The 16,199-nt window shown below is 66.7% G+C and carries 11 protein-coding genes; 6 read left to right on the forward strand and 5 right to left on the reverse strand.

What is annotated here, in order from left to right:
• Nucleotides 1–49: 49 nt before the first annotated feature.
• Both PSET11_RS04265 and PSET11_RS04270 read left to right on the forward strand, forming a co-directional pair.
• On the forward strand, nt 50–5,176 hold the full coding sequence (locus PSET11_RS04265; RefSeq protein WP_124090875.1) for an ATP-dependent helicase: 5,127 nt from the start codon (nt 50–52) through the stop codon (nt 5,174–5,176).
• A complete protein-coding gene (locus PSET11_RS04270; protein WP_124090876.1) occupies nt 5,169–6,041 on the forward strand; it encodes an Fpg/Nei family DNA glycosylase in 873 nt (290 codons plus the stop codon). Before PSET11_RS04265 ends, PSET11_RS04270 begins: the two co-directional genes overlap by 8 nt.
• Here PSET11_RS04270 and yczE read toward each other — a convergent pair.
• Nucleotides 5,983–6,657 (reverse strand): membrane protein YczE, encoded by a 675-nt coding sequence (yczE, locus tag PSET11_RS04275; protein ID WP_124090877.1) that lies wholly within the window; start codon nt 6,655–6,657, stop codon nt 5,983–5,985. The two genes, PSET11_RS04270 and yczE, sit on opposite strands and share 59 nt — an antisense overlap.
• A gap of 59 nt (nt 6,658–6,716) precedes the next feature.
• Here yczE and yczR point away from each other — a divergent pair, with 59 nt between their 5' ends.
• Genes yczR through PSET11_RS04290 form a run of 3 tightly spaced genes read left to right on the forward strand, consistent with a single transcriptional unit; the run spans nt 6,717 to nt 9,800 of the window.
• Nucleotides 6,717–8,174, forward strand: a complete 1,458-nt coding sequence (gene yczR / locus PSET11_RS04280; protein WP_124090878.1) for a MocR-like transcription factor YczR — start codon at nt 6,717–6,719, stop codon at nt 8,172–8,174.
• Nucleotides 8,175–8,195: 21 nt separating this feature from the next.
• Complete coding sequence (locus PSET11_RS04285) at nt 8,196–9,146, forward strand: RluA family pseudouridine synthase (protein WP_124090931.1); 951 nt, start codon at nt 8,196–8,198, stop codon at nt 9,144–9,146.
• Between the two features lie 24 nt (nt 9,147–9,170).
• A complete protein-coding gene (locus PSET11_RS04290; RefSeq protein WP_238989025.1) occupies nt 9,171–9,800 on the forward strand; it encodes a DedA family protein in 630 nt (209 codons plus the stop codon).
• Here PSET11_RS04290 and PSET11_RS04295 read toward each other — a convergent pair whose 3' ends face one another.
• Nucleotides 9,801–10,106, reverse strand: a complete 306-nt coding sequence (locus PSET11_RS04295; RefSeq protein ID WP_124090879.1) for a hypothetical protein — start codon at nt 10,104–10,106, stop codon at nt 9,801–9,803.
• 161 nt (nt 10,107–10,267) lie between these two features.
• Nucleotides 10,268–13,078, reverse strand: coding sequence for a phosphoenolpyruvate carboxylase (gene ppc, locus PSET11_RS04300; protein ID WP_124090880.1), 2,811 nt, complete (start codon nt 13,076–13,078; stop codon nt 10,268–10,270).
• A gap of 155 nt (nt 13,079–13,233) precedes the next feature.
• Here ppc and PSET11_RS04305 point away from each other — a divergent pair, with 155 nt between their 5' ends.
• The gene (locus PSET11_RS04305) at nt 13,234–14,091 is read left to right on the forward strand and encodes a DUF1684 domain-containing protein (protein WP_124090881.1); all 858 of its coding nucleotides are present in this window, start codon (nt 13,234–13,236) and stop codon (nt 14,089–14,091) included.
• Here the strand turns inward: PSET11_RS04305 and PSET11_RS04310 are convergent.
• Complete coding sequence (locus PSET11_RS04310) at nt 14,088–15,296, reverse strand: acyl-CoA dehydrogenase family protein (RefSeq protein WP_124090882.1); 1,209 nt, start codon at nt 15,294–15,296, stop codon at nt 14,088–14,090. The genes PSET11_RS04305 and PSET11_RS04310 overlap by 4 nt on opposite strands.
• Nucleotides 15,293–16,084, reverse strand: a complete 792-nt coding sequence (locus PSET11_RS04315) for an SDR family NAD(P)-dependent oxidoreductase (protein WP_124090883.1) — start codon at nt 16,082–16,084, stop codon at nt 15,293–15,295. The genes PSET11_RS04310 and PSET11_RS04315 overlap by 4 nt, the downstream gene beginning before the upstream one ends.
• Between the last annotated feature and the right edge of the window lie 115 nt (nt 16,085–16,199).

Raw genomic sequence — 16,199 nt, forward strand, 5'->3', positions numbered from 1 at the left:
ACTTAGCACCGGCCCGTGTTCTGTCGGTGGGGTGCGGCATGATGGTGGCATGACGAAGGAAAAGGCCGCCACGGGCCGGAAGTCCGCGGCGGAGCAGCCCATGAGCCAGTTCAGTCGCCCTACCCGCGACTGGTTCTTGGGTGCCTTCAGCAAACCCACGCCAGCACAGGCAGGGGCGTGGAAGGCCATTTCCTCCGGTTCGCATGCCCTCGTGGTGGCGCCCACGGGGTCAGGCAAAACCCTTGCGGCGTTCCTCTGGGCCCTGGATCGGCTACTCACGGTTGGCAGTTCGGACCCCAGCGCAGATCCCAAGACCGATCCTCCTGCCGAGCCCCTGCCCGGCCTGCCGGCGGATGCGGCCTCGGGCACTTCCGGCAGCAGCAAGGGCCGCCGGCCTCGTGCGCCCAAACGTAAGACCAAGGTCCTCTACATCTCACCGCTGAAGGCGCTTGGCGTGGACGTGGAGCGCAACCTCCGCTCACCGCTCATCGGCATCACCCAGACCGCGAAACGATTGGGCCTGCCGTCCCCGCTGATCACCGTTGGTGTCCGGTCAGGCGATACCACCACAGCGGATCGCCGGTCCCTGTTGAGCACGCCGCCGGACATCCTCATCACCACGCCGGAATCGCTGTTCCTGATGCTGACTTCCAAGGCCCGTGAGACGTTGACCGAGGTGGACACCATCATCATCGATGAGGTCCACGCGGTCGCGGGGACCAAACGCGGAGCCCACTTGGCGGTGTCGCTGGAACGGCTTGATGGCCTCCTGCCCAAGCCTGCGCAACGGATTGGCCTGTCCGCCACCGTGGAACCGCGCGAACTCGTGGCACAGTTCCTGGCCGGCACGGCGCCGGTGGAGATCGTGGCGCCGCCAGCATCGAAAACCTGGGACCTCACCGTCTCCGTGCCGGTGGAGGACATGTCCGATCTGCAGGGCGCAGCCAGCGCCTCCGACTCGGGGCCGGCGTCAGGACTGCAACCCCAGGCCTCCATCTGGCCACACGTCGAGGAAAAGATCGTGGACCTGGTGCTGGCCAACCAATCCACCATCGTGTTCGCCAACTCGCGTCGCCTCTCGGAGCGGCTGACTGCCCGGTTGAACGAAATCTACGCCGAACGGCAACTCGTGGCGGTGGGCGGCGGCGAGGATGCCGTGGCTGACCGGTCGACGTCGGGCGCTCCCGTCTCGACTGCCACCCCGGCGCACATGATGGCCCAAGCAGGGACCTCCGCAGGTGCGGACCCCGTGCTTGCGCGGGCGCACCACGGCTCGGTGTCGAAGGATCAGCGGGCCCTGATCGAGGATGACCTCAAGTCCGGGCGGCTGCGCTGCGTCGTCGCCACCTCCTCGCTTGAACTGGGCATCGACATGGGGGCGGTGGACTTGGTGGTGCAGGTGGAATCGCCGCCATCGGTGGCCAGTGGGCTGCAGCGAGTGGGCCGTGCCGGGCACCAGGTGGGCGAAATTTCCCAGGGTATCCTCTTCCCCAAGCACCGCGCCGACCTCGTGCACACTGCCATCACGGTGGAGCGGATGCTGGCCGGCAAAATTGAGCGCCTCAGCATTCCCGCGAATCCGCTGGACATCCTGGCCCAGCAGACAGTAGCCGCTACGGCACTGGGCAGCATCGATGTGGAGGACTGGTTCGCCACCGTGCGCCGTTCCGCGCCCTTCGCGTCCCTCCCCCGCTCGGCCTTCGAAGCCACCCTGGACCTGTTAGCGGGGCGGTACCCGTCGGACGAGTTCGCCGAGTTGCGGCCCCGGATCATCTGGGATCGGAACGCCGGCACCATCGAAGGCAGGCCCGGAGCCCAGCGCCTGGCCGTCACTTCTGGTGGCACCATCCCCGATCGGGGGCTCTTCGGCGTCTACATCATCGGCAGCGAGACGGAGGGTTCCCCGTCCCCCGCCGGCGAGGGGAAGGCTGCGCCCGCAGCCAAGGGGGGCCGGCGCGTTGGCGAACTCGACGAGGAAATGGTCTACGAATCCCGGGTGGGCGACGTCTTCGCCCTCGGTGCCACCAGCTGGAAGATCGAGGACATCACCCATGACCGGGTCCTGGTCTCCCCCGCCTTCGGCCAACCCGGCAAACTGCCGTTCTGGAAGGGCGATTCATTAGGCCGGCCCGTGGACCTGGGCCGCGCCCTGGGTGCCTTCGTCCGGGAACTGGCAGCGTCCGACGTCGGCCCTGCCACCGAACGCTGCAAGGCCAGCGGCCTGGACGACTTCGCCGCCAACAACCTGGTGCAGTATCTGCACGAGCAGAAGCTGGCCACCGAGGTGGTACCCAGCGACACCACCTTGGTGGTGGAACGGTTCCACGACGAACTAGGCGACTGGCGGGTCATCCTCCACAGCCCGTTCGGCATGCCGGTGCACGCGCCGTGGGCCCTCGCCGTGGGGCAACGGCTGCACCAGCGGTACGGCCTCGACGGTTCCGCGATGGCAGCAGACGACGGCATTGTGCTGCGCGTGCCGGTGATGGACGACGAACCACCCGGGGCGGAACTGTTCCTCTTCGACCCGGAAGAGCTCGAACAGATCGTCACCGCAGAGGTGGGCGGCAGCGCCCTCTTCGCCTCCCGCTTCCGCGAGTGTGCTGCCCGCGCGCTCCTGCTCCCACGTCAGACTCCCGGCAAACGCCAACCCCTGTGGCAACAGCGGCAGAGGTCGGCGCAGCTGCTGGACGTGGCCAGAAAGTACCCCACCTTCCCCATCGTGCTGGAAACTGTGCGTGAGTGCCTGCAGGATGTCTACGACCTGCCCGCGCTAAAGGACATCGCTGCGTCGGTGGAACGGCGCGAGCTGCGAGTCGTGGAGACCACCACGTCCCAGCCTTCACCCTTCGCCAAGTCGCTGCTATTCGGGTACGTGGCCCAGTTCCTGTACGAGGGCGATTCGCCACTGGCCGAACGCCGGGCCGCCGCCCTGGCCCTTGATTCCACCCTGCTTAACGAGCTGCTGGGCCGGGTTGAACTACGCGAACTCCTCGATCCCAAGGTCATCGACCTCACCGAGAACGAACTCCAGCGGCTGCTGCCTGACCGCCGGGCCAAGGGCGTCGAAGGCACTGCCGACCTGCTGCGCCTGCTGGGGCCGCTGGCAGCTGAGGAGGCCGCCACTCGATTGCAGGACGACGTTGACTCTGACGCTGCTACCTCACCCGTCCTTGCGGCAGCGCATCTGCAGGCGCTGGTCCGGGCCAACCGCGCCATCAAAGTCAATATCGGGGGCGTTGAACGCTACGCCGCAGTGGAAGACGCGGCCCGGCTCCGCGACGCCATTGGCGTTCCCCTGCCCATGGGCGTGCCCTTGGCATTCATCGAGCCCGTGGCTGATCCCTTGGGTGATCTGGTGTCCCGCTATGCGCGCACCCATGGGCCGTTTACCGCGGCTGAGGCTGCAGCCCGGTTGGGACTCGGTGTTGCTGTGGTGGGGACCGCGCTGAAACGCCTCGCCGCTGATGGTCGCGTGGTGGAGGGAGAGTTCCGGCCGCACACCAGCCCGGAGGGCGACGCCGGCAGCTCGCTGGCGCTGGCAGCTGACTCAGGACTGACGGCCGAGGCGGTCGAGGGCGATTCCGCCGAGCTCGATCCATCCCAGTTCGATGACGCCGAAACGGCCGAGTTCGATGACGCGGAAACGGCCGCGTTCGACGACGGCGAAACCGACGCCGATTTATCCAAACCCGTGGGCAGCCCACCCCCAGCAGATCCGCCCCAGTCTCCGCCGCAACCAGCCGTCAGCGAATGGTGCGACGCGGAGGTGTTGCGCAAGCTCCGCCGTCGTTCGCTTGCTGCACTGCGCGCCGAAGTGGAACCCGTGGATGCAGCTGCTTACGGCCGGTTCCTGCCGGCTTGGCAGCACGTGCGCGTGCCGGGTGGCGGCCGCGGTCAGCCCTCACTGCGCGGCTTGGACGGCATCATCACCGCCGTCGACCAACTGTCCGGAGTGCCGGTGCCCGCTTCCGCGTGGGAGCCGTTGGTACTGGCCAGCAGGGTTTCCAACTACCAACCCGCCATGCTGGATGAGCTGATGGCGGCCGGCGAGGTCCTCTGGTCCGGGGCCGGGTCCCTGCCCGGAAATGACGGCTGGATCAGCCTGCACCTGGCTGACTCGGCGGACCTGACCCTCAATCCCGTCATCGACTATCAGCCGGGGGACGCCCAGCTGCGACTGCTGGACCATCTGCGGAACAACGGTGGCGGCTACTTCTTCCGGCAGTTGACCGAGGTGGCGGGCGGCATGGACGCGGTGCTCAGCGACCAGGCGGTGGTGTCCGCCCTCTGGGACCTGGCTTGGGCGGGCCGCGTCACCGGAGACACGTTTGCCCCGGTCAGGGCCTTGATTGCGGGCGGCCACACGGCGCACCGGCAGGTTGCCCGGACACCTCGGGCCCGGGCGCCACGGATTCGGCGGCTGGGGGCATCGAACGGCCCGGCCGGAACCTTCGGCGGTGGCAGGTATGGCACCGCCGGCACCTCGGCAACCCCGCCCATGGCCGCCGGCCGCTGGTCGGCGCTTCCCGCCCCGGAATTGGATGCCACCATTCACGCCCGCGCCACCGCGGAACTGCTGCTGGATCGGTACGGCGTGGTGACGCGCGGTTCCGTGATGGCCGAGCAAATCTTGGGCGGATTTGGGCTGATGTACAAGGTATTGGCCCGGCTCGAGGAAGCGGGCCGTTGCCGCCGTGGGTACTTCATTGAACACCTGGGTGCCGCACAGTTCGCGGTACCGGCCACGGTGGATAGGCTCCGCTCCTTCACCGAAGACGCGCAGCTAGCCAAACCCGAACCCGTGGCGTTGGCCCTCGCCGCTACGGATCCAGCCAATCCGTACGGCGCTGCCCTGCCGTGGCCAGCCTTGAACGACGATGCCGGAACTGGGCACCGGCCAGGCCGGAAGGCCGGCGCGCTGGTGGTCCTTGTCGACGGCGCCCTGGTGCTCTACGTGGAACGGGGCGGCAAGACCTTACTGTCGTTCAGCCCCGACGAGGGTGTCTTGGCAGCAGCCGGAGCGGCGTTGGTAGGCGTGGTAACCCGCGGCGCAGTGGACAAGCTCATCATGGAGAAGGTCAACGGGCACGGCATCCTGGACACCCCCATCGCCGCGGCTTTGAGTGCCGCCGGCGCCTACTCCACTCCGAAGGGACTGAGGATCCGTGCCTGAGGGCGACTCCGTTTTCCGCGCCACCGCACAGCTACATGCCGCCCTAGCCGGGGGCGTCCTGACCGCCTCAGACTTCCGGGTGCCCCGATTTGCCACCCTGAGCGTGGTGGGCTGGACGGTCCGTGAGGTCGTTCCCCGCGGCAAGCACCTGCTCATCCGGGTGGTCAGCCCGGACGGCCGTGGATTGACCATCCATTCGCACCTGAAAATGGAAGGTAGTTGGCAGGTCTACCCGCCAGGTGGGCGTTGGCGTAAACCGGGGTTCACGGCACGGTGCGTGCTACGCACTGCGACGGCAGACGCCGTCGGATTCTCCCTGGGCGTGTTGGACGTGGTGAAGACCCAGGACGAAGACACGGTAGTGGGGCATCTCGGACCGGACCTATTGGGCGCCGATTGGGACCCTGCCGAGGCGGAGCGGCGGATCCTCGACGCACCCCAGGTTCCCATCGGCGTCGCACTGTTGGACCAGCGGAACCTTGCCGGGATCGGCAACATCTACCGGTGCGAGACGCTCTTCCTGGCCGGGGTCCACCCCACCGTTCAGGCCGGCGACGTGCCGGCGTTGACCTCGGTGCCGGAGATGCTGGCCAGCGCCAAAGTGCTGCTCGAAGCCAACCTTGGCCCGGGACGCCGAGTCACCATCCTGAACGCCCGTGGTGTTCCTGTGGGCCGGGCCGCTGGCAGGCCGGGATATTGGGTCTACCGCAGGGAACACCAGCCGTGCCTCAAATGCCGCACGCCCATCCAGCACGCCATGCTGGGCAGACTCAACGGCGATGAGGAACGGGACATCTACTTCTGCCCTAAATGCCAGCCCCTGCCGCCCGTTCCGGCGACTCAGCAACCGTCAGCTGGGCCGTGACCGGGGCGGCGCTTGATGCCGGTGCGGGGGCCGAGACTTTTGCCGGCACCATGAACCAGGGCATCATCAGCTGCACCAACGGACCGATCGCCAGCGCATAGACGGCGGTACCCACGCCGGCGGTGCCGCCCAGAAGCCAGCCTGCAGCCAGGACCACCACCTCGATCAGGGTCCGGGACACCCGAACTGACCACCCGGTGCGCCGGGCCAGGCCGGTCATCAATCCGTCACGGGCACCTGGGCCGAACCGGGCACCGATGTAGCACGCAGAGGCCACAGCATTGAGCACCACCGCGCCAGCCAACATGGAAATCTGTCCACCGAGGTGCGAGAACTGGGGCACCAGGGCCAGGCCCAGGTCCGCGAACACCCCCACCAGGATGGCGTTGCAGAGGGTGCCGAATCCGGGCCGCTGCCGGAGCGGGATCCACAGCAGCAACACCGCAAAGCTGATGATGATGACCACCACCCCCAAGCTGAGGCCGGTCTTGGCCGCCACCCCCTGATGCAGCACATCCCAAGGCGCGGTGCCCAGTGCGGAGCGGATGAAGAGGGAGAGCGAGAAGCCGTACATGGCCAGGCCAATGAAGAGTTGGAGGAGTCTGCGGATCATCATGGGTCTATCCTCCGCCTTACTGGCCTTGTATTCCATAGCCAGTCTGACATACTGGCCTCATGCCAGCCGCCCTGACCTCCGCAACCCTTGCCCGACTCATGGGCCGCTGGCACCACGGTGCGGGGCCCGCCTATCGCGAGCTGTCCGACGTCGTACGCCTGCTGATCCTGGACGGCCGGCTGCCGCTCGACACGTCACTGCCCAGCGAACGGTCGCTGTCCGAAACGTTGGGGCTGAGCAGGACCACTGTGACTGCCGCCTATGCGCAGCTGCGCGAATCGGGATTCTTGAGCAGTGGGCAGGGTGCGAAGGGCCGCGCCCGGCTGCCGCGAACGGCAAAGAGTGCAGCCCCCGGCCTGGCCGCACCTGACGGTCTCCTCGACCTGGCCTACGCCTCGTTGCCGGCCAGCGGCGAGGTGGTACACAGGGCCTATTCGGCGGCGATCGTTGACCTGCCCGCACAGCTGCCGGGATTCGGCTACGAAGTGCTCGGCCTGCCGGCGCTCCGGGCCGCGGTGGCTGCCCACTACAGCCAGTCCGGACTGCCCACTACTGCGGAGCAGATCCTCATCACCTCTGGCGCGCAACATGCCCTCACCATCACTCTCCGGGCCGACGCCCAGCCGCAGCATGGCCAGCCGGCAAAGGTCCTGGTGGAGCACCCCAGCTATCCGAACGCGCTGGACGCCATCGTCGCTGCCGGTGCGCGGGTCACTCCGGTTTCCGTGGGCTTGCCTGGCCACAGCAACTGGGACATGGCCGCCTTCGAGCAGGCGTTTCAGCAGCAACGCCCTGCCCTCGCCTACTTGGTACCGGACTTCCACAATCCCACGGGTCGGTTGATGCCGGACTCCCAACGCCGGTGCCTGGTGCGGGCTGCAGCTGCTTCGAATACCGTCCTGGTCATCGACGAAACGCTCCGCGACCTGAACCTTGACGGCCTCCAGACCCAGCATGTGGCGGCCTTCGGCCCGGGCGTGGTGACCATTGGGTCGCTCAGCAAGTCGCACTGGGCCGGCCTCCGCACCGGTTGGATTCGGGCCAGCAGCGCCCAGATCCGCCGGTACGCCGCTGCCCGAACGACTTTGGACCTGGGTGGGCCGATTGCCGAGCAGCTTGCCGCCACCCACCTCCTTGCCGACTTCGACGAGCCGCTGCCAGCCCGGTTGGCAGCGCTGCGGAGCCAACGCGCCGCACTCCAGGACCTGCTGGCCCGGCACCTGCCTACCTGGGAGGTGCTGAAGTCCGACGGCGGCCTGAGCTTCTGGTGCCGGCTCCCGGCACCGATCAGTACAGCGTTGACCGTGCTGGCTCCCGAGTTCGGCGTCCGCCTGGCCGCTGGCCCACGGTTCGGTGTGGGCGGCAGCTTTGAGCAGCACCTCCGGATTCCCTACACCTTGCCGGCGGGCGACCTTGAAACAGCGGTCATCGCACTGCGCAACGCCCAGGCCAAGCTCGAGGCCGCGCCGCAGCTCCGCCGCACCCTGTCGGATCCGCCGCGGGCGGCCATCGCCTAGGACTCGTAGAATGGACCGGTGATGCAATCCCCCCTCCCAGTGCGCGACGGCGTCAATGCCACCCGTCTTCGCCTGCCCGCGGAGGGGCCCTGGGAGACTGCCATGGATTACATGATGCATCGTTGGGGTCACATCGATCCGCAAGGTATCGAGGATCGGTTCGACGCCGGCGAAATCGTTGGCGAGGGCGGTGTTGCCCTGGACCGTACCACCAAACTCCGCGACCACACGTTCATCTGGTACTACCGGACCCTGCCGCCTGAGACCCGGATCCCGGTGGAGCTCAGCATCCTGCACCAGGACGAGCACCTCCTGGTGGTGGACAAGCCGCATTTCCTGCCCACCACGCCCGGTGGCACCTACATCCAGGAGTCAGCACTGGTCCGCCTGCGGAACCACCTCAAGCTCCCGGATCTGATCCCCATGCACCGATTGGACCGGATGACCGCGGGCGTCCTGCTGCTCTCCACCAATCCGGAAACGCGCGGGAAGTACCAGGTCCTGTTCGAAAAACGCCAGGTCCAGAAGGATTATGAGTGCGTGTCCGCCGCCCACCCGGCCGCCGGATTTCCCGCCGTCGACTTTCCTGTGGTGGTCCGGAATCGGATGACCAAATCCCGCAGCTACCTCCTCGCGGAAGTAGTGCCTGGCGAGCCGAACGCGGAAACCAGGATCGAAAAGCTTGAAGCGTTCGACGGCGGTACTCCCGGCAGCGCGCCCCTCGCCAGATACCGGCTGGAGCCGCACACCGGCAAAACACACCAACTCAGAGTCCACATGGCCTCGCTGGGGTTGGGCATCGTCAACGATTCGTTTTACCCGGACCTGCTGGACAAGGCACCCGACGACTACTCGAAACCGCTCCAGCTCCTGGCCCGCGGCATCCGATTCGTCGATCCCATCTCCGGCACCCCCGTTGAATATCGAAGCGGTCTTGAACTCAGCGAGTCGGTCCGGGCGGGCTCGGCCTGATTCAGCGGCCGGAATGTCCGCAAAATGCGGTACCTTGTGGCCATGGACTTCGGCAGCGCTGACAGCTGGGGAGCGGCGATCTATTTCTGGATCTTCCCCCTGGTCATCGGCGATGCCCTTTTTCCGCCCATTCCTTCCGAAATGTTGGTTATCACCGGCGGCGCACTCGCCGCTGACGGACGCGCCAGCGTCCTGTTGATCGGCGTGCTGTCCGCCGTAGCGTCTTGGCTGGGCGACATGCTGGTTTTCCAGCTGTTCCGCCGCCGGCTCAGCCATATCCTGGATCGCTGGAAGTGGGGCAGACGCGTCCATAGCGGCATCCATCGGGCCATCGCGAAGGCAGGCCGATCCTCAACCTACGGGACCATCATCGGCGCCCGCTTCATTCCCGGCGGACGGTTGGCCACCGCTGCGGCATCGGGAATCGCCAACGTGTCCGTCCGCGGGTACAGCCTGTGCGCGGGGTTGGGGGCCATCATCTGGGCATGCTGGCTGGTGGGACTGGGCTATTTCACCGGCTCGGCCACCCGGCTGCCCTTCTGGGCAAGCTCCCTGATCGGGGTGGCACTGGGCCTGCTGATCGGCGTCGTAATTGGCATCATTGTCACCCGACGCCGCGGCAACCGCTCCCCCGTCAGAGAAACGGAAGCCTGACTACACCGGCGCCCAACGGCCGCGGTTGCGGCGCAGCACCAGGAGTGCGCCCGTCAGCGCAACGCGTTCGACGGCGTCGCGCATCATCTCAGCCGACGCCAACGCCTGCTGATTCTCGCCGACGTCCTCGGTGGTCTCCACGAGGAATCGCAGGTGCAGTTGCGGAACGCCGCCGGCGAGCTGCAGCTGATGGGATTCGACATGGTGCCGCGTGCCCAACGCCTCCACCGCAGCGTCCATGACGGACTCGGGCAGGTTACCGGGCCGGAGCCCGGTGATCTTGAGACGGGTCTGGAACGAAGGCATGGCAATACCCTACCGAAAACCGACTATCACTTCCGTCTCAACCCTCCCGGAGCAGTTACGCCCAAACCACCATCCCTCCCGGAGTAGTTGCGGGAGGAGGGCCGGCCCCAAACCAGATCTCCGGGAGGGTTAGCCAAACAGGCGCCAGAGCTCCGGGAGGGTTACCCGGTGTTGCGCAGGCCCGCCGCGACCCCATTGACGGTAATGAGCATGGCCCGCTGGAGGCGCTCGTCGATTTCGGCGCCGCTGATGGTGCCGGCTTCGGCCCTAACGCGGCGCAACAACTCCACCTGGAGGTAGCTGATGGGGTCCAGGTATTGGTCCCGGATCTCCAGGGAGCGCTTGAGGGTGGGCTGGGCGTCGAGGAGCAGGTCCTCGCCGGTCAGGAGCTGGATCTCAGCAACGGTGAGGTCGTACTCCTCGCGGATGGCCCGGAACAGGTGATGCAGTTCCTCCGGGACCAGGGTGGCCACGTAGTAGCCGGCGATGTCCAGGTCCGTCTTGGCGAGCGTCATCTCAACGTTGGAAATGACGGAGCGGAAGAAGTTCCAGTGGGCGGTCATTTCCGCCAGGTGTTCGGCGTTCCCAGCTTCGCGGGCCGCTTTCAGGCCCGAGCCAACACCGAACCAGCCCGGCACGATCTGCCGCGACTGGGTCCAGCCAAACACCCACGGGATGGCCCGCAGCCCACCGAGTCCGGCGCCGGAATCGGGGCGTTTGGACGGCCGGGAGCCGATGTTGAGCGAGCCAAGCTGCTCCACGGGGGTGGAGGAGAGGAAGTAGGCGGGCAGGTCAGGATGGTCGATCAGTGTCCGGTAGCGGTCAAAGGCTGCATCGGAGATGGTCTCCATGACGTGCCCGTAGCGTTCGCGCTGGTCGGCAGAGGTGCGCGGGTCGCGGTGCAGTGCGGAACCTTGCAATACAGCTGCCAGGGAAAGTTCCAGGTTCTCGCGGGCCAGTTCGGGCAGCGAGTACTTGTCCGAGATGACTTCGCCCTGCTCGGTGAACTTGATCTCGCCTTCCAACACCCCGTTCGGCTGGGCAAGGATGGCATCGTAGGTAGGTCCGCCGCCGCGCCCAACGGAACCGCCGCGGCCGTGGAAGAGCCGCACGCGGACCCCGTGTTTGGCGGCGATGTCGCGCAGCTTCCGCTGGGTCTTGTGGATTTCCCACTGGCTGGTCATGACCCCGGATTCCTTGTTGGAGTCTGAATAGCCCAGCATGACCTCTTGCACGTCGCCGCGCAGTCGAACCAGTTCGCGGTACGAGGCGTCGGCCAGCAGTTGGTCGATGATTTCCGCTGACGCGCGCAGCTCTTCAACGGTCTCGAGCAGCGGAGCGAACCCGATTTTGGCATACGGGTTTTCGCCAACCACATTGACCAGCCCGGCTTCACGCGCCAGGACTGCTGCGGCGAGGACGTCGTCGGCGCCGCGGGTCATGGAGATGATGTAGGTCTCGATGACGTCCGGGCCGTAGGTTTTGAGTGCCCGGCGGATCTCCCGGAAGACGTCGTACGTGCCGTTCGCGGCGCCGTCGAGCGTGATCGGGTGCCCGGACAGGGGCCTGCGGGAGGCGAGTTCGGAGCCGAGGACCTCGAAGCGCTGCTCTCGGCTGAGTTCGGCATACCGTACCCCCGGGCCGCCAAGCCGATCCATCAGCTGCCCCACGGCGTCGTGATGGTGATCGGCGTGTTCGCGGATGTCCAAGGTGGCCAGGTGCAGCCCGAAGGAGGAGACAGCGCGACGCACCCGGGCCAGCGCACCATCGGCAGCCAGCGCCGCCGAATGGTTCCGCAGGGATGACTCCACCAGGTCAAGGTCGTCGATGAGTTCGGGCGTGCCGCTGTAGTCGCGGCCGTGTTCGTGGTTGGAACCAGCCGCGACGCGCTTGCCCGTATTGATCAGCTTGGCCTTGATGCACGTCAGCTTCAGCCGGTAGGGCTCCTGGGCGTTGAGTTCCAGGACCCGCTTGTCCAGGCCTGGCAGGTTGCGCAGGTCAACCTCAAGCGAGTCCATCAGCTCCTGGTCAACGTCGGCGAGTGCCGTGGAGTTGGAGAGGATGGAGATGAGTTCGTCCACCATGCCGATGCTGATGCGCACGGCGTTCTGGTTCTGGATCTGCAAGATTTCGCGGGTGACGGCGGCCGTGACGTTGGGGTTGCCGTCACGGTCACCACCGATCCAGGAGCCGAACCGGATGGGAGCGTCCTGGCCGGCAAGGGTGACCCCGTGCTCGCCGAGGAGTTCGGCAAAGTCGGTCAACATCGCCGGCATGGCATCGGTCAGGATGTTGCCCAGATAGTAGATGGCGTTCCGGGCCTCGTCCACGGGTGTGGGCCGGACCTGGCGCAGCTCGTCGGTTTGCCACATCTGGTCGATGACCTCGGCAAGCTGCCGGTCCTGCCGACGCCGGGCCGAGGTGCCTTCGAGGGTGTGCTCAGACAGGACGTCGGAGAGTTTACGGACCTTGTCCAGCACGGAGCGCCGGGAAGCCTCAGTGGGGTGGGCGGTGAAGATGGGCCGCACGTCCAGGTTGTTGACGGCGTCCTGCAGCGCGGCGGGGCCGGCCTGCTCGGCGATGTCGTTGACCGCTTTGGCCAGCCAGCCGTCTTTTTCGTCCCGGTTCCGCAAACCCCGGACCCGGTGCACCTGCTCTGCGGCATTGGCCAAGTGGAAGTAGAACGCGAACGCCCGGACCAGGTCCGTGGCCTGCTCTATGGGCAGCGAGCCCAACAACTCGCGCACCTGCTCCACGACGTCGTGGGCGCTCCACGGCCCTGTCGCGTCTGCACCGCCGCGGGCCGCCTCCTTGGACTCCTTGGTCAACAGGCGCACCTGCTCAACAAGTTCGAGGAGGTCAGGCCCATGCTGGCGGACCAGTGATTCGCCCAGAAGCGTGGAAACCCGGCGCACGTCGGCGCGGAGTTCGGACGCGAGATCAGGTTCGGAATGTGCTGCAGTGTGCGCCATGGAAGTCTCTTTCGAGGGATCGGTCGGGGGCTCGTACACTGCGTTGGATACTGTGAGCCGTATTACTAGCTAACGATGCTACCCGCAGGCCAACGCCGGGTGGGAATCCATCTCAGATAGTAGGCGTTGAAGCCCACACAGCCTCGAAAGGAACCATGAGCACCACCGACACAGCCAAAGTGGAACGTTGGCAGCGCTTCCGCACCCACCGCAACGCAGCCCTTGCCAGTCCCCACGGCTGGCTCACCCTGACCTCGTTTCAGTGGCTGGCTGGCGCGCCCGCCGCGGTCGAACACGTGCCCGGCCTTTGGTCAACGGACGGTACGACGGCGGAACTCACCGCCGCGCCCGGCGACGGTCTGTCGCTGGTGGACTCGGGCGAACCCGTGGTGGGCACTCTTCGCGCCGCGCTCGACGACGAGGAATCCCTCCTGTGGGTGCAGTCCGGCGGCGAGGACGGCACCCAGGTGGTGGTGGAGTTGGCGCTACGGGCGGGCAACTACGCGATCCGGACGCGCGACGCAGCGTCGCAGGTCTTCACTGGTTTCACGGGCGTCCCCACCTACGACTACAACCCGGCCTGGGAAGTCACAGCACAGTTCCACCCCTACGCCGAACCGGTGGACGTGCCCATCAGCACGGCGAACCCGCTGGTGGACGGCGTGCACCGCAGCGTGGGTGACCTGGTGTTCCAGCTGCCTGGGAGCGGCCACGAGTTCCGGCTGCAGGCTGCCGGGGAAGACCTTGGCGCCCTCAGCGTGACGTTCCATGACCGCACCAACGGCGACACCACCGACGGTTGGCGCAAAGTGACCACGCCGAAGCCACGCCCGCACCCGGACGGCCCGGCCACAGTGGTACTCGACTTCAATCGGGCCATCAACTATCCCAGCGCGTTCACCCCTTTCGGCACCTGCCCCATGCCGGTGCCGGGCAACACCCTCGACGTCCGGGTGGAAGCCGGCGAAAGGCGGGCGGAAGCGGGCGCGGCTGAGGGGACGGCATCGAGCTAGACGATCGCGGACATCCCCGTGACCGTGCGCCCCACAATGAGCGTGTTGATCTCGAACGAGCCCTCGTAGGTGTAGATGGCCTCGGCGTCAGCGAAAATCTTGGCCATCCGGTAGTCGGTCACAATCCCATTGCCGCCAAGGATGGACCGGCCCAGCGACACCGTTTCCCGCATCCGTGCACTGAGGTAGGACTTGGCCAGCGCCACCTGCGCCATGTCCGCCGCGCCGGCATCCTGCAACCGTGCCAGCCCCGCCATCATGGCCATGCTGGCCACAGTGTTCCCCAGCATCGTCACCAACTGGTGTTGGATCAGTTGGAAGCTGGCCAGCGGCCGGCCGAACTGGTGGCGCTCCACGGCGTACTGCCGGGCAACGTCGAACGCAGCCAGCTGCTGCCCCACCGTCTGCCAGGCCACCATGATGCGGGAACCTCGCAGGAGTTCCTTGGTGTCATCGAAGCTGTTGATGGTGGCGAAACGGTCCGCTTCTGACACCTGGACATCATGGAACTCGATGTCGGCGTTTTGCACCGTCCGGAGCGCGATCTTGTTTTCGATGCGGGTCCGGCTCACCCCGGGTAGGGTCGCATCGACGATGAAGCCACGGACAGCCCCGTCTGCTTCGTCGCGGGCCCAGACCAGCATGTAGTCGCAGAACGTCCCGTTGCCGATCCACCGCTTGGCGCCGTTGAGCACCCAGGTGTCAGCACCGCCGTCGCGCGCGTCTGCTGTCCCTGCCGCAGCTGGTACCCGGCGGGCGCGGGTCTCCATCCCGCCAGCCACGTCGGAGCCGTGCGCTGGTTCGGTCAGCGCGAAGGCGCCGGTGATGCGGAGCTCGGCGGCGGGGGCCAGGTAGCGTTCTTGCTGGTCAGCCGAGCCGAAAGCATAGAGGGACTCCACAAAGAGATCGTGGTGGACCAGGAAGAACGTGGCAATGGACGTGTCCACCCGGGTCATTTCGGCCATGACCAAGCCAGCGAAAAGATGGCTGTAGCCGCGCTGGCCGGGGGTGCTCAGCTCCAGGGCTGCGAGCTTAGGCAGGATGTGCGCAGGGAATTCCGCTTTGTCCCACCATTCCCCGGCGTAGGGGGCGATCTCCGCCGCCAGGAAGTCACGTAGTTCGTCGAGTTTGTGCCGCTCGGAGGCGCTGAGCTGGGATTCGACCTCGAAGAAATCGGCGCTGGGCAGCCCCTCTGGATCTTTCACTTGGGTGCCATTCTGATGGCGCCGTCCAAGCGGATGGTTTCCCCGTTGAGCATGGCATTGTCCACAATGTGCGCCACGAGCTTGGCGTATTCGGCGGCCTTACCGAGCCGGGAAGGGTGCGGGACCTGGGCGCCGAGTGAGTCCTGCGCAGCCTGCGGCAGGCCCGCCAGCATGGGTGTTTCGAAAATGCCGGGTGCGATCGTCACCACTCGAACCAGCGAGCGCGCAAACTCGCGCGCCAGCGGCAGGGTCATGGCTGCCACGGCCCCCTTGGACGCGGCGTAGGCCGGCTGGCCGATCTGGCCGTCAAAGGCCGCCACGGAGGCGGTGTTGATGATGACGCCCCGCTCCGGGCCACCCAGTTCGGTGCTGACGGGGTCGGTTTCCACCATGGCCTGGGCCGCCAACCGCAATACGTTGAAGGTGCCGACCAGGTTGATCTGGACCACGCGGTTGAAGTCGGCCAGCGGCAGCACGCCGTCCCGGCCAAGGACTTTCCCCGGCGTCCCGATGCCGGCGCAATTCACCACAATCCGCAGTGGCCCCAGCGTGGTGGCGGCGTCGACGGCGGCCTGCACCTGGTCTTCGTCGGTCACGTCTGCTGCGACAAAGATGGCCGCTGGTCCCGAGCCGTCGCCCACGAGTTCGGCAGCGACCTGCTCACCGGCAGAGGAGGCGAGGTCCACCAGCACCACGGCAGCGCCGTCGTCGTGCAGTCGCCGGGCCGTGGCCGCCCCCAAACCCGAAGCGCCGCCCGTGATCAGTGCGACTGTGCCGTTGACATCCATACATCCTCCTTGATGCGGAACCCGGCCCGCAGACCTATCAGTTAGTCAATGTTAACTGAAATTCGTGGAGACCGCACGCCATTCGGGCTGCCGACGGCGGGTGGCAGCTAGGGTG

The sequence above is a fragment of the Arthrobacter ulcerisalmonis genome (genome assembly GCF_900609065.1).
GTDB classification, from domain to species: Bacteria; Actinomycetota; Actinomycetes; order Actinomycetales; family Micrococcaceae; genus Arthrobacter; species Arthrobacter ulcerisalmonis.